General features: G+C 68.6%; 21 protein-coding genes. 10 read left to right on the top strand and 11 right to left on the bottom strand.

What is annotated here, in order from left to right; genetic code table 11:
- The first annotated feature begins 2 nt into the window (after positions 1–2).
- Both AC1DWT_RS18040 and AC1DWT_RS18035 read left to right on the top strand, forming a co-directional pair.
- Entirely contained in the window at positions 3–1061 is a 1059-nt protein-coding gene (locus tag AC1DWT_RS18040; protein ID WP_477921602.1) for an ABC transporter permease, read from the top strand.
- 5 nt (positions 1062–1066) lie between these two features.
- Positions 1067–1882 carry an ATP-binding cassette domain-containing protein gene (locus AC1DWT_RS18035; protein ID WP_072951781.1) on the top strand — a complete coding sequence of 272 codons (816 nt, stop codon included), beginning with the start codon at positions 1067–1069 and terminating at the stop codon, positions 1880–1882.
- Positions 1883–1942: 60 nt separating this feature from the next.
- Here the strand turns inward: AC1DWT_RS18035 and AC1DWT_RS18030 are convergent, their stop codons facing one another.
- Positions 1943–3343 (bottom strand): MFS transporter, encoded by a 1401-nt coding sequence (locus AC1DWT_RS18030; protein WP_477921600.1) that lies wholly within the window; start codon positions 3341–3343, stop codon positions 1943–1945.
- Positions 3344–3465: 122 nt separating this feature from the next.
- Positions 3466–4143 (bottom strand): TetR/AcrR family transcriptional regulator, encoded by a 678-nt coding sequence (locus AC1DWT_RS18025; protein WP_072946549.1) that lies wholly within the window; start codon positions 4141–4143, stop codon positions 3466–3468.
- 109 nt (positions 4144–4252) lie between these two features.
- Here AC1DWT_RS18025 and AC1DWT_RS18020 point away from each other — a divergent pair, with 109 nt between their 5' ends.
- Both AC1DWT_RS18020 and AC1DWT_RS18015 read left to right on the top strand, forming a co-directional pair.
- Complete coding sequence (locus AC1DWT_RS18020) at positions 4253–5167, top strand: shikimate dehydrogenase (RefSeq protein WP_206012744.1); 915 nt, start codon at positions 4253–4255, stop codon at positions 5165–5167.
- Between the two features lie 37 nt (positions 5168–5204).
- On the top strand, positions 5205–5696 hold the full coding sequence (locus AC1DWT_RS18015) for a metallophosphoesterase family protein (RefSeq protein WP_206012743.1): 492 nt from the start codon (positions 5205–5207) through the stop codon (positions 5694–5696).
- Between the two features lie 73 nt (positions 5697–5769).
- Here the strand turns inward: AC1DWT_RS18015 and AC1DWT_RS18010 are convergent, their stop codons facing one another.
- Genes AC1DWT_RS18010 through pcaH form a run of 6 tightly spaced genes read right to left on the bottom strand, consistent with a single transcriptional unit; the run spans position 5770 to position 11750 of the window.
- Positions 5770–6981, bottom strand: a complete 1212-nt coding sequence (locus tag AC1DWT_RS18010) for an acetyl-CoA C-acetyltransferase (RefSeq protein WP_072946552.1) — start codon at positions 6979–6981, stop codon at positions 5770–5772.
- 33 nt (positions 6982–7014) lie between these two features.
- Positions 7015–7812 carry an IclR family transcriptional regulator gene (locus tag AC1DWT_RS18005; protein ID WP_072946553.1) on the bottom strand — a complete coding sequence of 266 codons (798 nt, stop codon included), beginning with the start codon at positions 7810–7812 and terminating at the stop codon, positions 7015–7017.
- Positions 7809–9002 (bottom strand): bifunctional 3-oxoadipate enol-lactonase/4-carboxymuconolactone decarboxylase PcaDC, encoded by a 1194-nt coding sequence (pcaDC, locus tag AC1DWT_RS18000; protein WP_206012742.1) that lies wholly within the window; start codon positions 9000–9002, stop codon positions 7809–7811. The genes AC1DWT_RS18005 and pcaDC overlap by 4 nt, the downstream gene beginning before the upstream one ends.
- A complete protein-coding gene (gene pcaB, locus AC1DWT_RS17995) occupies positions 8999–10351 on the bottom strand; it encodes a 3-carboxy-cis,cis-muconate cycloisomerase (protein WP_206012741.1) in 1353 nt (450 codons plus the stop codon). The genes pcaDC and pcaB overlap by 4 nt, the downstream gene beginning before the upstream one ends.
- Positions 10352–10380: 29 nt before the next feature.
- Complete coding sequence (gene pcaG, locus AC1DWT_RS17990; RefSeq protein WP_072946556.1) at positions 10381–11022, bottom strand: protocatechuate 3,4-dioxygenase subunit alpha; 642 nt, start codon at positions 11020–11022, stop codon at positions 10381–10383.
- Complete coding sequence (pcaH, locus tag AC1DWT_RS17985) at positions 11022–11750, bottom strand: protocatechuate 3,4-dioxygenase subunit beta (protein ID WP_072946557.1); 729 nt, start codon at positions 11748–11750, stop codon at positions 11022–11024. Before pcaH ends, pcaG begins: the two co-directional genes overlap by 1 nt.
- A gap of 152 nt (positions 11751–11902) precedes the next feature.
- On the opposite strand from pcaH, the gene AC1DWT_RS17980 reads away from it, so the two are divergent.
- From AC1DWT_RS17980 to AC1DWT_RS17960, 5 genes are all read left to right on the top strand, one after another.
- On the top strand, positions 11903–12652 hold the full coding sequence (locus AC1DWT_RS17980; protein ID WP_087559495.1) for a CoA transferase subunit A: 750 nt from the start codon (positions 11903–11905) through the stop codon (positions 12650–12652).
- A complete protein-coding gene (locus tag AC1DWT_RS17975) occupies positions 12649–13290 on the top strand; it encodes a 3-oxoacid CoA-transferase subunit B (RefSeq protein WP_206012740.1) in 642 nt (213 codons plus the stop codon). Before AC1DWT_RS17980 ends, AC1DWT_RS17975 begins: the two co-directional genes overlap by 4 nt.
- A 103-nt stretch (positions 13291–13393) precedes the next feature.
- Positions 13394–14017 (top strand): GNAT family N-acetyltransferase, encoded by a 624-nt coding sequence (locus tag AC1DWT_RS17970; RefSeq protein ID WP_206012739.1) that lies wholly within the window; start codon positions 13394–13396, stop codon positions 14015–14017.
- Between the two features lie 61 nt (positions 14018–14078).
- Positions 14079–15086 carry an iron-siderophore ABC transporter substrate-binding protein gene (locus AC1DWT_RS17965; RefSeq protein ID WP_206012738.1) on the top strand — a complete coding sequence of 336 codons (1008 nt, stop codon included), beginning with the start codon at positions 14079–14081 and terminating at the stop codon, positions 15084–15086.
- Positions 15087–15134: 48 nt separating this feature from the next.
- On the top strand, positions 15135–17183 hold the full coding sequence (locus tag AC1DWT_RS17960) for a S9 family peptidase (RefSeq protein ID WP_206012737.1): 2049 nt from the start codon (positions 15135–15137) through the stop codon (positions 17181–17183).
- A gap of 44 nt (positions 17184–17227) precedes the next feature.
- Here AC1DWT_RS17960 and AC1DWT_RS17955 read toward each other — a convergent pair whose 3' ends face one another.
- The 3 genes from AC1DWT_RS17955 to AC1DWT_RS17945 form a co-directional block, all read right to left on the bottom strand.
- Complete coding sequence (locus AC1DWT_RS17955) at positions 17228–17488, bottom strand: WhiB family transcriptional regulator (protein ID WP_206012736.1); 261 nt, start codon at positions 17486–17488, stop codon at positions 17228–17230.
- Positions 17489–17552: 64 nt separating this feature from the next.
- Positions 17553–18104, bottom strand: coding sequence for an HNH endonuclease (locus AC1DWT_RS17950; RefSeq protein WP_477921592.1), 552 nt, complete (start codon positions 18102–18104; stop codon positions 17553–17555).
- 72 nt (positions 18105–18176) lie between these two features.
- Positions 18177–18305: a hypothetical protein gene (locus tag AC1DWT_RS17945; protein WP_255315012.1), complete on the bottom strand. Its 129-nt coding sequence runs from the start codon at positions 18303–18305 to the stop codon at positions 18177–18179.
- A gap of 214 nt (positions 18306–18519) precedes the next feature.
- Between AC1DWT_RS17945 and mihF the strand changes: the two genes are divergently transcribed.
- Positions 18520–18831, top strand: coding sequence for an integration host factor, actinobacterial type (mihF, locus tag AC1DWT_RS17940; RefSeq protein WP_005248100.1), 312 nt, complete (start codon positions 18520–18522; stop codon positions 18829–18831).
- The last annotated feature ends 103 nt before the right edge of the window (positions 18832–18934 follow it).

Genomic DNA, 18934 nt, shown 5'->3' with positions numbered 1-18934 from the left:
TCATGTCCACACAGCAAGATCTGGACCTTGCCAGTCACAAGGTCGTCCACGACGAACGGGTGAAGGAACAAAAACGCCTGCAACGGCTGCTGGTCCGCCCCGAGATCGGGTCCCTGTTCGGTGCGATCGCGATCTTCGTCTTCTTCATGGTCGTCGCACCCCCGTTCCGCAGCCCCGAGGCGCTGGCCACGGTGCTCTACGCCTCCTCCACGATCGGGATCATGGCCTGCGCGGTCGCGCTGCTGATGATCGGCGGGGAGTTCGACCTCTCCGCCGGCGTCGCGGTCACCACCAGCTCGCTGGCGGCGTCGATGATCRCCTACAACCTGCACCTGAACCTGTGGGCCGGCGCCGCCCTCGCCCTGGTGGTCTCGCTCGCGGTCGGGTTCTTCAACGGCTACCTGGTGATGAAGACGAAGATCCCCAGCTTCCTGATCACCCTGAGCTCGTTTCTGATGCTCACCGGCATCAACCTGGCCGTCACCAAACTCGTCACCGGGCAGGTCGCCACCCCCAGCGTCTCGGACATGGCCGGKTTCGACTCGGCGAAGAAGGTGTTCGCGTCCTCGTTCGTCGTCGGCGGGGTGTCSGTSCGSATCACCGTGCTCTGGTGGCTGCTGTTCACCGCGATCGCCACCTGGGTGCTGTTCAAGACCCGGATCGGGAACTGGATCTTCGCCGTCGGCGGCAACCAGGACTCCGCCCGCGCCATCGGCGTCCCGGTCACCAGGGTCAAGATCGGGTTGTTCATGACCGTCGGGTTCGCCGCCTGGTTCGTCGGCATGCACCTGCTGTTCTCGTTCAACACCGTCCAATCCGGGCAGGGCATCGGCAACGAGTTCCTCTACATCATCGCCGCGGTGATCGGTGGCTGCCTGCTCACCGGYGGSTACGGCACCGCGATCGGCGCCGCGATCGGCGCGTTCATCTTCGGTATGACGAACCAGGGCATCGTCTACGCCGGCTGGAACCCGGACTGGTTCAAGTTCTTCCTCGGCGCGATGCTGCTGTTCGCGGTCATCGCCAACAACGCCTTCCGCAACTACGCCGCCAAGAGGTGACCCGYATGAGTACCATCGAACAGATGCCCGTCGATACCGAACCCGGTGGTGGCGACAAGATCCCGCTGATCGAACTGAAACACGTCGGCAAGCAGTACGGCAACATCATCGCCCTGCAGGACATCAACCTGCGCGTGAAGGCCGGGGAGGTCACCGGTGTGCTCGGCGACAACGGGGCCGGCAAGTCCACCCTGATCAAGATCATGGCCGGGCTGCACCAGCAGAGCGAGGGTGAGCTGCTCGTCGACGGTGAAGCCCTCACGTTCGGCTCCCCGAAGGAGGCCCTGTCCAAGGGCATCGCCACCGTGTACCAGGATTTGGCGGTGGTATCGCTGATGCCGGTGTGGCGCAACTTCTTCCTCGGCCAGGAACTGCGGAAGGGACCGCTCAAGACCCTCGACGCGAACGGTATGCGCGCCACCACGATGTCCGAGTTGTCGAAGATGGGCATCGAGCTGCCCGACGTCGACGCCCCCATCGGCTCGCTCTCCGGCGGTCAGCGCCAGTGCGTGGCGATCGCCCGGGCGATCTTCTTCGGCGCCCGCGTCCTGATCCTCGACGAGCCCACCGCCGCCCTCGGTGTCAARCAGTCCGGGATGGTGCTGCGCTACATCTCCGCCGCCAAGGAACAGGGCTTCGGGGTCGTGTTCATCACCCACAACCCGCACCACGCCTACATGGTCGGYGACCACTTCGTGCTCCTCAACCGGGGCCGGCAGAARCTGGACTGCACCTTCGACGAGATCAGCCTCGAAGAACTCACCCAGCAGATGGCCGGCGGCGACGAACTCGAAGCACTCACCCACGAACTCCGGCGCTAGGAACCGACACGACGATGCGCCCGGCACACGTGCCGGGCGCATCGTTCGTTTCCGAGTGGATCAGACCTTCGCGTTCGCTTTCGTCTTCGTGAGCGCGACGTCCTCCTTGTCGAGGTCGAKCAGCGGGGTGCGGGAGTTCTCCTTGGCGGTGGAGGCGGACGCCGCGGCGATGAGTGCGCAGACGGCGGTGAAGATCRCCACCGGCACCCAGTTCTTGGGGTCGCCGCCGCGGAGGGCCTGGGCGATGGTCGGTGCGAAACCGGCCAGAGCGAAACCGAGCTGAGTGCCGATCGCCATGCCGGAGTAGCGAACCCGTGAGGAGAACATCTCGGCGTAGAACGCGGGCCAGATGGCGTTGGTCCCGGCGTAGACGCCACCCATCAGCAGGATGCCCGCCAGGAAGATCATCGTGACGTTGCCGGTGCCGATCGCGGCGAAGTACAGGAAGATTCCGGCGGCCGAACCGATTGCGCCGCCGATGAACACAGGCTTGCGGCCGATGCGGTCGGACAGGATGCCGAACAGCGGCTGCGAGACGAGGGCCACCGTGTTGGCGGCGATCGCGACCCACAGCATGGTGGTGCGGCTCATCCCGATCTCCGGGGTGGTGGCGTATGCGAGGCCGAACACGGAGAACACGGTGCTGACGACGGCGATGAAGGCGCAGAAGACGACGCGCAGAACGTCGCGCCAGTGCGTGCGGAAGAGGTCGACGACGGGCAGCGGGGCGGGCGCCTCGTCCAGCGCCTCCTTGTTGGCGATGAAGATCTCGGGCTCTTCGAGCTTGCGACGCACGATGTAGGCGACGACGAGGACGAGCAGGCTGCACCAGAACGGGACGCGCCAGCCCCAGCTGTAGAGGGTCTCGTCGGGCAGTGCGGCGACGGGGATGAACGCGAGACTCGCGACGATGAAGCCGGCCTGGGTGCCGGTGAGCGTCCAGCTGCAGAAGAAGCCGCGACGGTGAGCGGGGGAGTGCTCGAGGGTGAGTGAGCCCGCACCCGACTGTTCGCCGGCCGCGGAGACGCCCTGGCAGATGCGCAGGAGCACCAGCAGCACCGGGCCGACCATCCCGGCCTGCTCGGACGACGGGAGGCAGCCGATCAGGAACGTGACGACGCCCATGAGCACCAGGCAGAACATCATCACCTTCTTGCGCCCGGCCCGGTCGCCGAAGTGTCCGACGAACACGGCACCGATGGGGCGTGCGACGTAGGAGATGCCGAACGTGGCCAGCGACAGCAGCAGCGGGTTCTTCGATCCCTCGAAGAACACGTGCGGGAACACCAGCGCGGCAGCCGAGGCGAAGATGTAGAAGTCGTAGTACTCGAGCAGGCTGCCGAAGAAGGCGGCCTTCGCGGCCTTCTTCGCGTTGGTGGGATCAGCGTTGGGGTCGACGGAGGAGCGGCCTTTGCCGTCACCATTTCGACCGGAGACGCCGGTGCCGTAGTCGATGGTCATCGATACTCCTGGGGAGCGAGGAATGTGAACACTGGCGGCTCGAACGAGCAGGTGTTCGTAGGTCGTATAAGCAAGGTAACCCAGGTCACAGCCTCGAGTCAATAATGGTCGAAATAGTTAGTTCATACTTTTCCCGGCTGCTGCAGGTAGGCCAGGACGACGTCGCCGATCATTGCGCGCAGGTGGGGGCGGTTCTCCGCGCCGGTGAGATCCCAGTCGAACAGCGCCTTGAACGTGTACCGATTCGCCACCCGGAAGACGCAGTACGAGCTGATGAGCATGTGGATGTCGAGCGCCGTCGTGTCGGTGCGGAAGATGCCCGCGTCCTGCCCCCGCTGGAGGATCCGGTCGAGCGTGCGGATCGCCGGCGCCTGCGTCTCGGGGAGGCCCTCGGCCTGGACGAGGTTGACGCCGCGATTGGTGTTCTCGATCGCGACGAGGCGGATGAAATCGGGGTGCGCCTCGTGATGGTCGAACGTCAGCTCGGCGAGTGCCCGGATCGCCTCGGCCGGCTCGAGGTGGTCGACGTCGAGTTGGGACTCCTCGTAGCGAATCTCCTCGTAGGCGCGCTGCAGGACCGCCCGGTACAGGCCGTCCTTGTCGCCGAAGTAGTAGTAGAGCATCCGTTTCGTGGTGGCGGTCTTCGCCGCGATCTCGTCGATGCGGGCCCCGGTCAGGCCCTTGTCGGCGAACTCTGTCATCGCCACCCGCAGGATGTTCTCCCGGGTCTTCTCGGGATTGCGCGTGCGCTTGGCCGCCTGCTTCTCGGGGATGGCGCCCGTGGTCTCGCTTCGTGTCATTCCTGGAACTCCTGCCTGTGCTGTCTTCCGCGCGGTATGGAGGTATGCTACCGTGACATAACTCACTAGATAGTTAATTAGTTCTCGCCCTCTCCCGGAAGTGATCCCCATGACCTCTCGTGACCTCGATGCCCCCACCGCCCGCCCGTCCTACCTGTGCGGTCTGATCGGCACCGGGATCTCGAAATCGCTGACCCCGCCGCTGCATGAGGCAGAGGGTCGCGCGCAGGGTCTCGGGTACGTCTACCGGATCCTCGACCTCGACACGCTGGGCATGGGTGTCGAGGGATTGCCGCGGCTCCTCGACGCCGCCAAGCTCCTCGGATTCAACGGGCTCAACATCACGCATCCCTGCAAGCAGGCGATCATTCCGCTGCTCGACGACCTGTCCGACGACGCCCGCAAACTCGGCGCGGTCAACACGGTCCACATCGACGGCGGGCGCCTGATCGGCCACAACACCGACTGGTCCGGATTTGCGCGCAACATGGACGAGGGCCTCGAAGGCGCGCCGATGAACCGCGTCGTGCAACTCGGGGCGGGCGGGGCCGGAGCGGCCGTCGCCTACGCAGCCCTCACCCGGGGCGTCGGACACTTCACGATCATCGACGCCGACGCCACGCGCTCGACGGCTCTGCGCGACTCGCTCGCCGAACTGTTCCCGGACCGGGAGATCCAGGCAGGCGACCTCGCCGCCGTTCCCGCCGCGGTCGGTGCGGCCCAGGGTCTCATCCACGCGACGCCGATCGGCATGGCGGCACACCCCGGCATGGCACTCGACGCCGCACTGCTGCGCCCCGACCTGTGGGTCGCGGATGTCGTCTACCGTCCGGCCGAGACCGAACTCCTCCGCCGCGCCCGTGAAATCGGCGCCCGGACGCTGAGCGGAATCGGCATGACCATCGGTCAGGCCGTCGACTCCTTCCGGATCTTCACCGGCCTCGAACCGGACGCCCAGCGGATGCGTGAGTACATGGGTCTGCTGTTGGAAGCGGAGGACGCCGCCGCGCTCGCGGGCGCGTAAGGCCCGCGTCTGCCACACGGCGGCGCAGACTGTCACGGTGAGGTTATTGCTGCTCGCCGACACTCATGTCCCGAAACGGGCGCGAGACCTGCCCGCCGGGGTGTGGGACGAGGTCGACCGCGCCGACGTGGTGATCCACGCCGGCGACTGGGTCGATGTCCCCACGTTCGAGGCGCTGCGCTCACGCTCGGCGCGACTCGTGGCGTGCTGGGGCAACAACGACGGCGACGACCTGCGGGCCCTGATGCCGGAGCGAGCCGACGTGACCCTGGACGGTGTGCGCATCACCGTCGTGCACGAGACCGGGGCCGCCGCGGGCAGGGAGAAACGGATGTCGGCCGCCTACCCGGACACCGACGTCCTGGTCTTCGGGCACAGCCACATTCCCTGGGACACCACCACGGAAACCGGTCTGCGACTGCTGAACCCGGGATCGCCGACCGATCGGCGGCGTCAGCCGCACTGCACGTACCTGACCGCCACCGTGCGCGACGGGGAACTCGGCGACGTGGAGTTGCACCGGTTGTGACCGGCCCCGGACGCACATCGGCGAGCAGGCCCGGAGCCTGCTCGCCGATGTGCGTGCGCTGAAAGCCGCTGGATCAGACCCGCTCGAACACCGCGGCCAGTCCCTGACCGCCGCCGATGCACATCGTCTCGAGCCCGTAGCGGGATTCGCGACGGTCCATCTCCCGCAGGAGGGTGGCGAGGATGCGACCGCCGGTGGCTCCGACGGGGTGCCCGAGCGAGATGCCGGACCCGTTGGGGTTGAGGCGTTCGTCGGTGGGGTCGAGGTCCCAGCTGCGGAGGACGGCGAGGGTCTGCGCGGCGAAGGCCTCGTTCAGTTCGATGACACCCAGGTCGGACAGCGACAGTCCGAGCTGACCGAGCGCCTTCTCCGTGGCGGGCACCGGGCCGATGCCCATGGTGCGCGGCGGGACCCCGGCCACGGCCCAGGACGCCATCCGGGCGAGGGGCTTCAGTCCCAGTTCCTTCGCCTTCTCGGCGGTCGTCACGATGCACACGGCGGCGCCGTCGTTCTGTCCGCTGGCGTTGCCGGCGGTGACGGTGGAGGCGGAGTCGATCTTGGAGCGGATGGCGCGGAGCTTGGACAGCGACTCCACCGTGGTGTCGGCGCGCGGGTGCTCGTCCTTGTCGACGACGAGCGGGTCCGACTTGCGTTGCGGCACCGTCACTCCGACGATCTCCTCGGCGAAGCGCCCCGATTCCTGCGCGGCGACGGCCCGCTGGTGCGACTGCACGGCGAGCGCGTCCTGGTCTTCACGGCTGATGTCGAACTCGGCGCGCAGGTTTTCGGCGGTCTCGATCATGCCGCCGGGCACGGGGAAGTTCGCGCCGCCGGCGGTGACGCGGGCGCGGGCGAGCCGGTCGGCGAGTTGCACCCCTTCGCCCTTGACGCCCCAGCGGATGTTGGGGTTGGTGTAGAACTCGGCCTGGCTCATGGATTCGGCGCCGCCGGCGAGCACGAGGTCGTTGCCGCCGGACGCCACCTGCAGCACGGCGGTGATGACGGCCTGCAGACCGGATCCGCAGCGGCGATCCACCTGCATGCCGGGGACGTCGATGCCGAGTCCGGCGTCGAGGGCGGCGATCCGGCCGAGGGCCGGGGCCTCTCCGCCCGGGGACGCCTGACCGAGGATGACGTCGTCGATCTGGCTGCCGTCGATGCCGGTGCGTTCGACGAGCGCCGTGATGACGGTGGCGGCGAGGCTCTGGGGAGTGATGTCCTTGAACACTCCGCCGAACCGCCCGACCGGCGTCCGGAGGGGCTCGCAGATGACGACGTCACGCATGGAAAGGCCTTTCGTGAAGATTCCTCGCCACCGTCAACGGTTGACGGTGGCGAGGTCCTGTTCGATGTCGGTTGCGGTGACCCGCAGCGACGGGATGAGATCGGAATGCAGATCCTCGAGGCTGTACCGCGCGGCCGGCGTGGAGATGTTCACCGCGGCGACGGTGAGCCCGGAGGCGTTGCGGATCGGTGCGGCCATCGACCGCAGGCCTGCCTCGAGTTCCTGGTCGAGAACACAGATGCCGTCCGCGCGGACCGCGAGAATCGCGGCCTTCAGCTCGTCGCGGGCCGTGATCGTGCGCTCGGTGAGCCGCTGGATGTCGAGCTTCTCGAGGTACGCGTCGAGTTCGTCGTCGGGCAGTCCCGCCAGCAGGACCCGTCCCATCGAGGTGGCGTACGCGGGCAGCCGGGTGCCGATGGTGATGCCCACCGTCATGATCCGGCTGACGGGCACGCGGGCGACGTACACGATGTCGGCGCCGTCGAGGATCGACACCGACGACGACTCGTGGACCTTGTGGCTCAACTTCTCGAGGTGCGGCTGCGCGACCTCCGGCAGTGACAGGCTCGACAGGTAGCTGTACCCGAGTTCGAGGACCCGCGGGGTGAGCCAGAATGCGGAACCGTCCGTGGCCACGTAGCCGAGTTCGACGAGGGTGAGCAGGAACCGGCGCGCGGTGGCGCGGGTCAGGTCGGTGGCGCGGGCGACGTCGCTGAGCGTGCGCCGCTGATTCTGGTGATCGAAGCAGCGGATCACGGCCAGGCCCCGGGCCAGCGATTGCACGTAGTCGGGGGACGGGAGGATCTTCTCCGTCGGTTCGGTAGCTGTCATGTCTGCGAATCCTCCACTGTCGGCTCGGCGGCCAGGTCGGCGAGGGCCTGCTTGCCGAGGGCGAACCCGAGATTGCTGTTGGGCACTCCCGCGTAGACGGCGGTGTGGAGGAGCACTTCGCCGATGGTGTCGGCGTCGACGCCCGCGCGGAGGGCGGCCCGGATGTGCATGTCGAGTTCGTGCTCGTTGCCGACCGCGGTGAGGACGGCGATCGTGAGCAGCCGGCGCAGTTCGTGGTCCAGCCCGGGGCGCGACCAGATGTCGCCCCACGCGGTGCGGGTGATGAAGTCCTGGAACGGTGCCGTGAAGTCGGTGGTCCCCGCGACGGAGCGGTCCACGTGGGCGTCGCCGAGCACCGAGCGGCGCACGGTCATGCCCTGTGCGTGCGCGGCGCGTCGTCCGCGCGCGTATCCGCCGCCGGCGATGTGTTCGCGCAGCAGCGCCGTGACGGCGCCCGCCTGCTCGAGGTTCGCGACGTGGGCGGCGGGGGAGAGCACCTCGAACCGGGCGCCGGTGATGCCGTCCGCGAGGACCTGCATGACCGACGGCGGGGTGGACGGATCCTCCTCGCCCGCGATCACCAGTGTCGGTGCGCTGATCCGGGCGAGGTCGGCGGTGAAGTCCCAGTCGGCGAGGGCGTCGCAGCACGCGGCGTATCCCTCGGGCGACGTCGACGCGATCATGTCGCGGTAGTGCCGGACGAATTCGGGGTCCCGCTTGGCCAGGCCCTCACTGAACCAGCGTGCGACGACGGCATCGGCGAGCGATTCGGGGCCGTCGGCGCGCGACGCGGCGGCCCGTTCGATCCATCCCTGCGGTTCGCCGAACTTCGCGGCGGTGCACAGCAGCGACAGCGACAGCACCCGCCGCGGGGTGTGCGCGCCGAGCCACTGGGCGATCGCGCCGCCCATGGACAGTCCGACGAAGTGGGCGGCGTCGACTCCGAGGGAGTCGAGCAGTGCGAGAACATCCTCGGACAGTTCGCGGACGGAGTACGGCCCGTCCGGTGCGGGCGACTCGCCGTGGCCCCGCTGATCGACGGCGACGACCCGGCATTCGTCGGACAGCGCCGCGATCTGCGGGTCCCACATGGACCGGTTGGAGCCGAGCGATCCGAGCAGGACGACGACGGGGGCGTCGGCCGCGCCGCTGCGGGGTCCGGAGATTTCGTGTGCAAGTGCGACTGTCATCGCGTTCCTTCCCGGCCGCGGGCCACTGTGTCCAGTGCGCGGTCGACGATGTCGTGGGCGTGGCCGAGGTACCCGGCAGGGTCGAGCAGGGCGCGGATCTCGTCCGCAGGCAGGTATTCGAGGAGCCCCGGATCCTCGTCGAGTCGGTGCCCGCTCCGGCAGGCGGCGGTGACGAGGTCCCGCGCGTTGTCGGTGTGGGCGGACAGGGCTCCGGTGACCCGTTCCGCGAGGAGCAGGCCGCCGGTGACGTCGAGGTTGCGGGCCATCGCGTCGGGGTGGACGTTCAGTCCGCCGAGCGAGTCGGCGATCCGCGCGACGGCGCCACCGGTGAGGCGCAGCAGGTCCGTGAGCGTTTCCCACTCGGCATGCCAGGGGCCGGCGGCGCGCTGCTGCTCGTGATCCATCGAGCCGAGGATCGTCGCGACGAGTCCCGGGGTGCGGCGGGCCGCGGCGCGGGCGGCGATCGCGGCCACCGGATTGCGTTTGTGCGGCATGGCCGAAGAACCGCCGGGCGACCCTTCGCTGACCTCGGCGACCTCGGTGGACGACAGGAACACGAGGTCGGTGGCGATCTTCGACACCGCGCCCGCGGCCGTTCCGAGCGCCGACGCGAGCAGTGCGATGCGGGTGCGGTCGGTGTGCCAGGGCACGTCCTGGCGTGCGAGTCCGAGTTCGTCGGCGAGGATGTCGGCGACGTCGAGGCCGTGCGGGTAGAGCGCGGCGGACGTGCCGGCCGCGCCGCCCAATTGCACGGGAAGGCCGTCGAGTGCGTCGAACAGTGCGCGAGAAGCCCTGTGCAGTGCGGTCATCCACCCGGCGGCGAGGACGCCGAACGTGGTGGGCAAGGCCTGCTGGCCCAGGGTGCGGCCGGCGATCGGGGTGCCGCGCTGGGCCCGCGAGAGGGCCTCGGCGCACAGCACCGCCTCGTCGAGGGACGCCAGGACGTGCGCGCCCGACCGGCGGCACAGCAGCATCAGGGCCGTGTCGAGAATGTCCTGACTCGTGGCGCCCTTGTGCACGTGGCCTCCGGGCACCCCGGCCTCGGTGGCCGCGACCTCGCTGCGGAGCAGTTTCACCAGCGGGATCACCGGATTGCCACCCGCGGCCGCCGCGTCGCCGAGGGCCCCGACGTCCACGGAGCCGTCGGCGACGATTCGCGCGAACACGGAGGAGATCGCGTCGGCGGACGCGGCGGGGATGACGCCGCACTTCGCCTCCGCCCGGGCCAGTGCCCCCTCGACCTCGACCATCGCGGTGACCCACGCCCGGTCGGAGAGCAGCGCCGACAACTCGCCGGCACCGAACGTCGGATCGAACAGGGCACCCCGGGAGGTCTCCGGAGAGTTCACACGCGACACCTTTCTGGGTTTGCGGCCGATTACAGGGCGAAGAACGGGGTTTCCCGTCCGTCCGTGTCCTGCACGTGAATCGTCAGGTGGTATCCGCGATCGGTCTTCTCCGCGATCAGCTTGGGGCGGTCGGCTTCCGGGACGGCGGCGAGCACGGGGTCCGATGCGTGGGCGTCCGTATCCTCCGGGAAGTAGAGGCGCGTGTACAGGCGCTCGAGCATGCCGCGGGCGAAGAGCCCGACGTTGATGTGCGGGGCCTCGACTGCGCCGTCCTCGGCGGGGAGAGTGCCCGGCTTGACGGTGTGCACCACGATCGTGCCGCTCTCGTCGGCGAACACGCGTGCCAGGCTGCGGAATCCGGCGGGAGTCGCCTCGGCGGCACCGCGGGGATCGGCAGGACTGTCGAACCGCCCCGCGGCATCTGCCTGCCAGGTTTCGATCATCGCGTCGCCGATGGGCTGACCGGCGCCGTCGATGACGTTGAAGGACACGTCGATTCGTCCGGGAGCATCCTCGGGGACGGCGTCGCCGCTGTTCTCCCACGTGGGGAACAGGCCGATGTGGACGTACGGGCCGACGGTCTGGGACGGGGTGACGCCGAACGGCACCTCGTCCTGGCTCTTGGCGAAGACCGGGTAGCGCGGGGCGTCCGGGTTCTGGGTGTCGATCATCAGTGGCCCTCCGTCTTGTTGAACGGCGTGTCCTCGAACGGGGTGGCGTCCTGGCCGCGCAGGACGATGTCGAACTTGAATCCGACGGCCCAGTTCTCGCGGGTCTGGTCGTAGTCGAACGTGCTGATCATCCGCTCGCGCGCCGCTTCGGGCACCGAGTTGTAGATCGGGTCCTGGAAGAAGAACGGATCGTCCGGGAAGTACATCTGCGTGACCAGGCGCTGGGTGAACGCCTGACCGAAGAGGGAGAAGTGGATGTGTGCGGGCCGCCACGCGTTGTGGTGGTTGCCCCACGGGTACGCGCCGGGCTTGATCGTCGTGAACTCGTAGTGGCCCTGCTTGTCGGTCAGGCAGCGCGCGACACCGTTGAAGTGGGGGTCGAGCGGCGCGGGCCAGGAGTCGTTCTTGTGGCGGTAGCGGCCGCCGGCGTTGGCCTGCCACACCTCGAGGAGGGTGTCGGGGATGGGCTTCCCGGCGCTGTCGAGGACCCGGCCGTGGACGATGATCCGCTGACCCTGGGCCTCGCCGCCGTTGGCGCGGGTCATGTCGTTCTCACCCTTGGTGACGTCGGCGTCGCCGAAGACCGGACCGGTGATCTCGCCGAGTCGCTGCGGGATCAGGATCAGGTCGTTCTTGGGGCTGCGCAGCCGAGTCGTCTTGTACTCGGGGAACAGCAGCGGGGCATTGGCTTCGTGCCCGGCTTGGTAGTGGGCTGGCAGATGCAGCATGGAAGAAGATCCTCACGTTCTCGATGTGAACAGTCGGCCGCTATTCGCACATAGTAGTCGCGTTCTGTGATGGGGCCAATAGGCGGGGCGCAATTTGTTCGCAATGTGGATGGGTGTTCACTACTCGAACATTTTGCGGTAGCCTGGGTCACATGGTCAACAAAGTCTTCGCAACGGCGGCCGAGGCCGTTGCCGACGTCCCCGACGGAGCGTCCCTCGCAGTGGGTGGCTTCGGCCTCGTCGGTATCCCCTCGGTCCTCATCGACGCCCTCCTCGCACAGGGTGCGACCGACCTCGAGACGGTCAGCAACAACTGCGGCACCGACGGTTTCGGTCTGGGTCTGCTCCTCGAGCAGCACCGGATCCGGCGCACGATCAGCTCGTACGTCGGCGCCAACAAGGAATTCGCGCGGCAGTACCTCAGCGGAGAGCTGGAGGTCGAGCTCACCCCGCAGGGCACGCTGGCCGAACGCATGCGCGCCGGGGGAGCGGGCATCCCCGCCTTCTACACCCCCGCCGGTGTCGGAACGCAGGTCGCCGACGGCGGTCTGCCGATCCGCTACGACGGCAAGGGCGGCATCGCGGTCGCCAGCAAGCCCAAGGAGACCCGCGAGTTCGACGGGGAGGCCTTCGTTCTCGAACGCGCCATCCGCACCGACTTCGCGCTGGTCCACGCGTGGAAGGGCGACCGGCTCGGCAACCTCGTGTACCGGGAGACGGCCCGCAACTTCAACCCCGACGCCGCGGGCGCCGGTCGCATCACCATCGCGCAGGTCGAACACCTCGTCGAGCCCGGCGAGATCGACCCCGCCGAGGTGCACACCCCCGGCATCTTCGTCCAGCGTGTGGTCGAGGTCGGCAAGCAGGAAACGGGAATCGAGAACAGGACGGTGCGGGCATGAGCTGGACGCGTGACGAGATGGCGGCCCGGGTCGCAGCCGAACTCGAGGACGGGCAGTACGTCAACCTCGGCATCGGCATGCCGACCCTGATCCCCGGCCACATCCCGGCCGGYAAGGACGTCGTCCTGCACTCGGAGAACGGCATCCTCGGCGTCGGGCCGTACCCGACCGAGGACGAGGTCGACCCCGAGCTGATCAACGCGGGCAAGGAGACCATCACCGTGGTCGCCGGCGGCGCGTTCTTCTCCTCCTCCGACTCCTTCTCGATGATCCGCGGCGGCAGCGTCGACGTGGCCGTGCTCGGCGCCATGCAGGTCAGCAGCCACGGCGACCTGTCCAACTGGATGGTCCCCGGCGCCATGGTCAAGGGCATGGGCGGCGCGATGGACCTCGTCCACGGCGCAGGCAAGGTCATCGTGATGATGGACCACGTCACCAAGAAGGGTGAGCACAAGATCCTCGAGGAGTGCACGCTGCCGTACACCGGCAAGCGCTGCGTCCAGAAGATCGTCACCGATCTCGCCGTCATCGACGTCACCCCCGACGGCCTGCGGCTCGTCGAGACCGCACCCGGTCACAGCGTCGAGGACGTCCAGGCGGCCACCGGCGCGAAGCTCCTGGTCGACGCCACCGTCTAGAAGATCCGATCTAGAAGGTCCGACCGGCCGCCGCCCGACACGAACCGCGGGTGGCGGCCGGTCGTTCCCGCCCACAGCGATGGCAGGCCCGTACCCTCTGGGCATGGGTGTGAGCGTGCGGGCCGCGACCAAATCCGACATCCCCGAACTGACGCGGGTCCTCGCCGACGCGTTCTTCGACGACCCCGTGATGGTCTGGATGTGGCCGGATCCCGAGCGCAGGCGGCGTGGTCTGCCGAGGCTGTTCTCGGTGGAGATCCGCCATCACCACCTCGCCGGGGGCGGGGCCGAACTGGCCGAAGACGGCGACGGTGTGATCCGCGGGGCCGCCATGTGGGATCCGCCGGGCGGCTGGAAGGAGTCGACGTTGTCGTCGCTCCTCAGCCTGCCGGGCCTGGTCCGCGCGTTCGGCACCCGGCTGGGCGTCGGGGCCGCGGTGAGCGGAACCGTCGAAGACGCGCACCCGGTGGACCCCGTGCACTGGTACCTGGCGACGATCGGGACGTCGAGCGCGGGGCGGGGTGGCGGCTACGGGACGGCGTTGTTGCGGTCGCGGCTCGACCGGTGTGATGCCGACGGCATCCCGGCGTACCTGGAGTCGAGTAAGAAGGACAACATTTCGTACTACCAGCGGTTCGGCTTCGACGTCACCGGTGAGATCCGGATCCCGGACGGCGGGCCGACACTGTGGGCGATGTGGCGGGAACCCGTCCGCGTGAACCCTTAGGCTAAGCTCGGCAAGCCTTACCTAAGTGGATCGGAAACCTGGTAGACGAGAGGGTCGCCGCATGAACGTGGGACAACAGAGGATCGGCGTCAGCCGACGCGGATTCCTCCTGGGTACCGGGGGAGCGCTGCTCGCGTTCGCCGCGGCCTGCAGCAGCTCGGACGGCGAAGGCGGCGGCAACGAGCCCACGGGCCCCATCGTCGCCCACAAGTACGGCGAAACCCAGGTGCCGACGGACCCGCAGCGCATCGTCAGCGTCGGCTACAACGACCAGGACACGATCCTCGCGCTCGGTGGCCCGCTGGCAGGCACGTTCGACTGGTACGGCGACTACCCCTACGGCGTGTGGCCGTGGGCGCAGGACCTCCTCGGCGACGCGAAGCCGGAGATCGTCGGCACGGCGTCCACCAACATCGACTTCGAGAAGGTCGCCGCGGTCGCACCGGACCTGGTGGTCGGCACCTACTCCGGACTCACCCAGGCCCAGTACGACAAGCTCAGCGCCATCGCGCCGACGATCGCGCAGCCCAAGGAGTTCGCCGACTACGGCGTCTCGTGGCAGGACCAGACGCGGATTCTCGGCGACGCACTCGGCAAGAAGGACAAGGCCGCCGAACTCGTGTCCGGCGTCGAGACGCAGTTCGCCGACGTCCGGGCCGCCAACCCGGCGTTCGCGGGAAAGACCGTCCTCGTCGGTGCGCTCAAGGGACCGGGACAGTTCGGTGTGTACGGCCCGGAGGACCCGAAGGTCCGCTTCTTCACCGAACTCGGTTTCGTGAACCCCCCTGTGACGGAACAGATCACCGGCAACTTCGCGGAGATCAGCACGGAGCAGCTGTCGCTGGCGAACGTCGACCTCCTCGTCTGGTACGCGGGCGGCGGCTACGGCGACAAGCTGCGTGCGGAACTCGACAAGACGCCGATCTATCAGGAACTCGACGTGGTGAAGGCCGGCCGCACGATCACGCTCGAGGACGCCGCCGCCGAGGCGATGGCGTGGAGCACCGTACTGAGCCTGCCGTACGCGCTGAACGAGATCCCGCCGCGGGTCGCGCCCCTGCTCGCCTGAGACGCGGATGTGTGACGGGGTGAGCCCGGTTCGTGATACCAACGACTCGTGACCGCCATTCCTGAACTCCACGCCGGAACTCCTTTCGACGACCTCGACGACTATCTCGCGCTCGGTCGCGTCGGCGGCCTCGCGCTGTCGGCGGACGGGCGAAGGCTCGTCGTCGCGCAGTCGACGCTCGACGAGAAGTCGACGAAGTACGTCACCGCGCTGTGGGAGATCGATCCCACCGGCGAGTTCGCGGCGCGCAGGCTCACCCGCGGCCGCACCGGGGAGTCCAACGCGACGTTCACCAGTGACGGCGACCTGCTCTTCACGTCTTCCCGGCCGACGCAGGACGAGGACGACCTTCCCGACGACCTGTGGCGCCTGCCCGCGCGGGGCGGCGAGGCCGTGATCGTCGCGCGACGCGGCGGCGGCATCACCGGTGTGCGTGCGGCCCGGTGCGCGCCGCGTTTCGTCGTCACCACGGGCGTTCTGGGGAGATCCGGCGAGTCCGCCGACGACGAGCGGGTGCGCGCCGAGCGCAAGGAGAAGAAGGTCTCGGCGATCCTGCACACGGGCTACCCGATCCGCTACTGGGACCACGATCTCGGTCCCGACGTGCCCCACCTGCTGTCCGCCCCGCTGGACGCGCTCGCGGAGAACGGGCAGGAGCCGCAGCTCACCGACCTCACGCCGATGCCGGGTCCGGCGCTGCGGGAGGCGAACTACGCGCTGAGCGACGACGGCACGTTCGTCGTGACGTCGTGGACGGTTCCCGGCCCGCTGGCGTCGATCCGGAACATCCTGGTGCGCGTCGACACGGAGACGGGGGCGCGCACCGTCCTCGTCGGCGACGGCGACGCCGACCTGTCGGACCCGGTGATCTCCCCGGACGGACGGCACGTCGTCTTCACGCGGGAATCGCATGCGACACCCGACTCCGCGCCGCGATTCACGCTGCACCGGTACAGCTTCGACACCGGCACCGTCACGGACGTGGCGCCCGGATGGGACCGGTGGGCCACGTCCGTGGCCTGGTTGTCCGACGGCTCGGGTCTCCTCGTGACCGCCGACGACCGCGGGCGCGCACCGATCTTCCTCCTCCGCGACGGCGCGGACCCCACGCCGGTCACGACCGACGACTCCGCCTACACCGACCTGCAGGTCGCTCCGGACGGGTCGACGGTGTTCGCGCTGCGGGCGTCGTACGCGGCGCCGCCGCACCCGGTGCGCATCGACATCACCACCGGCGCCGTGTCGCTGCTGAAGGCGCCCGCGGACCTCCCCGAACTCCCGGGCACGCTGACGGAGGTCGAGACGGTCGCCGCGGACGGCGCGGCGGTGCGCGCGTGGCTCGCGGTGCCGACCGGCGCCTCTGCCCACGCGCCGGTGCCGCTCGCGCTGTGGGTGCACGGCGGCCCCCTGGGTTCGTGGAACACCTGGTCGTGGCGGTGGAACCCGTGGCTTCTGGTGGCGCGGGGATACGCCGTGCTGCTGCCGGATCCGGCCCTGTCCACCGGCTACGGGCAGGCGTTCGTCGAACGCGGCTGGGGGAAGTGGGGCAAGGCGCCGTACACCGACCTCATGTCGATCACCGACGCCGCGGTGGCGCTGCCCGAGATCGACGAGAAGCGCACCGCGGCGATGGGCGGATCATTCGGCGGATACATGGCCAACTGGATCGCCGGGCACACCGACCGGTTCAAGGCGATCGTCACCCACGCGAGCCTGTGGGCGCTGGACCAGTTCGGCCCCACCACCGACGCCGCCTGGTACTGGCAGCGGGAGATGACTCCCGAGATGGCGGTGGAGAACTCACCACACCTGTACGTCGCGGACATCGTGACACCGATGCTGGTCATCCACGGCGACAAGGACTTTCGCGTCCCGATCGGTGACGGGTTGCGGCTGTGGTTCGAGCTGCTGTCCGAGTCGGGGTTGCCCGCGGACGACGACGGGGTCACCGACCACCGCTTCCTCTACTTCCCCGACGAGAACCACTGGATCCTCACCCCGCAGAACGCGAAGGTCTGGTACCAGGTGGTGCTGTCGTTCCTCTCGGAGCACGTGCGGGGCGAGGACGTCGCGCTGCCCGAGATCCTGGGCAAGTAGGCTTCAGCCGGTAGGGCGGGGGGCAGGGGCCGCGCCGGGCGGAGTCACGCCCGCCTCTCGCGGCCCCGGTCGAACTCCTTGCCGCCCCACACCCCGGACTGAGCGGTCGCCCTGGCGAAGAGCTCACAGCGGATCCGTAGCGCGCAGTGCCGGCACACGTCACGCGCGTACGCGAAATCCTCTGTCGGGAAAGGGAACCACCGGTCCGGCTCGGGGTCGTTGCGGCACGCGGCGTCGACCCATCCGGCGGGATCGTCGGAGGCGGGCAGCAGTGTGGACAGGGTTGTGTCCAGGACGTCGGTCATCGGGATATCTCCCCTTTCCGGGAGAAGTCGGTCGGTGGAGGCGGAATACCCGGGGATCTCGCGGCTACACCGCCGCGAGATCCCGCCAGATCTGCCGTTGCGCCTTTTCGATGTGCCGCGGCGCCTTCGGCTCCCACAGGAGCGGCATCCGTGCCTCCTCCGGTGTGCGATCGGCCTTCCTCTGGTTACAGGGGGCGCAGCACGCCACGAGGTTGGCCCACGTGTTCGGGCCGCCGCGGCTCCTCGGTAGCACGTGATCGATCGTCGTCGCGACCGGTTCGGCGCAGTAGCCGCAACGATTGCGGTCGCGACGGAACACGCCCGCGAACGTCGCGCGACTRCTGTCGGTCACCAGCACGGAGTGCTGGACGTAGACGTACCGCAGCAGACGGATGGTCTGCGGCAGGCTGATCTCGACGTGCTGCGACCGGATCGGGAACGGCGGCTCCCGATCGGCGACCGTCTCGGCCGCGCCGACACTGATCAGCACTACTGCGCGTTCCGCGGGAATCTCACAGAGCGCCTCGTATGTGACGTTGAGGACCAGTACGGCCGCGCGTGACCAGGTGCGGGCGTCGAGGGTGGTCGAGGGCGGGTTACGGGATAYGTACCTCACGGGTGTTCTCGGTTCTGTCGTCGGTTCGCGGCGGTGGAGGCACGCCGGGCGACGGTCGTCGATTCCGGCGTGTCAGGCGGAGCGCTGGGTCTTCGCGGCGGGCATGATCCCGCGTTCGCCTTGCCTGCCGGCGGGGAAGGATGCGGCGCCCGTGCGTGACGGCTGCAACCGGGCTGCGCTTGCTGTGGGCAGTGCGCGCATCGCTACTTCCTTCCTCGAGTCGACGTGTGAACCGATCGGAACACGTCGAGCATGACACAGCGCACCGCCCGCGTCCTGGCAATTTTCGCGCCGTCGGACCTGTGAGCCGGGGCGTGTCGAATCGGACAGGACGCGCGACACGTCCGATGGATGCGGTGAAGTAGCGGTTCTCTCGCTACGGTGTTCGATACGTACCCCGAATGAAGGAGACACCGTGGCACTTCCCCAGCTCACTGACGAACAGCGGGCAGCAGCTCTCGAGAAGGCCGCCGCCGCTCGTAAGGCACGCGCAGAGCTCAAGGACAAGCTCAAGTCCGGTGACATCACCCTCAAGCAGGTCCTTTCCAAGGCTGATGTCGACGACATCATCGGAAAGACCAAGGTCAGCGCCATCCTGGAGGCCCTGCCGAAGATCGGCAAGGTCAAGGCCCAGGAGATCATGGCCAACCTGGAGATCGCGCCCACCCGCCGCCTCCGTGGCCTCGGTGACCGTCAGCGCGACGCCCTGCTGGCGCACTTCAGCTGACACGTTTCCCGGGTGCCCGCCCCACGCCGTCCGGCGTCGGGGTGGGCACCCGGATGCGTCTCCCCTCATTGTTCCGATCGAGTGCAACCTGAGGGTTGCGCAA

The organism is Rhodococcus sp. P4_B6, from assembly GCF_056402215.1.
This window is presented reverse-complemented; position numbering and strand designations above follow the sequence as displayed.

Bases quoted from the DNA above. Each gene is read 5' to 3' on its own strand.
- pcaDC (WP_206012742.1), bottom strand. From the start codon at position 9,002: ATGACAGTCGCACTTGCACACGAAATCTCCGGACCCCGCAGCGGCGCG.
- AC1DWT_RS18010 (WP_072946552.1), bottom strand. From the start codon at position 6,981: ATGCGTGACGTCGTCATCTGCGAGCCCCTCCGGACGCCGGTCGGGCGG.
- AC1DWT_RS17965 (WP_206012738.1), top strand. From the start codon at position 14,079: ATGAACGTGGGACAACAGAGGATCGGCGTCAGCCGACGCGGATTCCTC.
- AC1DWT_RS17945 (WP_255315012.1), bottom strand. From the start codon at position 18,305: ATGCGCGCACTGCCCACAGCAAGCGCAGCCCGGTTGCAGCCGTCACGC.
- AC1DWT_RS18020 (WP_206012744.1), top strand. From the start codon at position 4,253: ATGACCTCTCGTGACCTCGATGCCCCCACCGCCCGCCCGTCCTACCTG.
- AC1DWT_RS17980 (WP_087559495.1), top strand. From the start codon at position 11,903: ATGGTCAACAAAGTCTTCGCAACGGCGGCCGAGGCCGTTGCCGACGTC.
- AC1DWT_RS17970 (WP_206012739.1), top strand. From the start codon at position 13,394: ATGGGTGTGAGCGTGCGGGCCGCGACCAAATCCGACATCCCCGAACTG.
- AC1DWT_RS17955 (WP_206012736.1), bottom strand. From the start codon at position 17,488: ATGACCGACGTCCTGGACACAACCCTGTCCACACTGCTGCCCGCCTCC.
- AC1DWT_RS18025 (WP_072946549.1), bottom strand. From the start codon at position 4,143: ATGACACGAAGCGAGACCACGGGCGCCATCCCCGAGAAGCAGGCGGCC.
- pcaH (WP_072946557.1), bottom strand. From the start codon at position 11,750: ATGCTGCATCTGCCAGCCCACTACCAAGCCGGGCACGAAGCCAATGCC.
- pcaG (WP_072946556.1), bottom strand. From the start codon at position 11,022: ATGATCGACACCCAGAACCCGGACGCCCCGCGCTACCCGGTCTTCGCC.
- AC1DWT_RS18005 (WP_072946553.1), bottom strand. From the start codon at position 7,812: ATGACAGCTACCGAACCGACGGAGAAGATCCTCCCGTCCCCCGACTAC.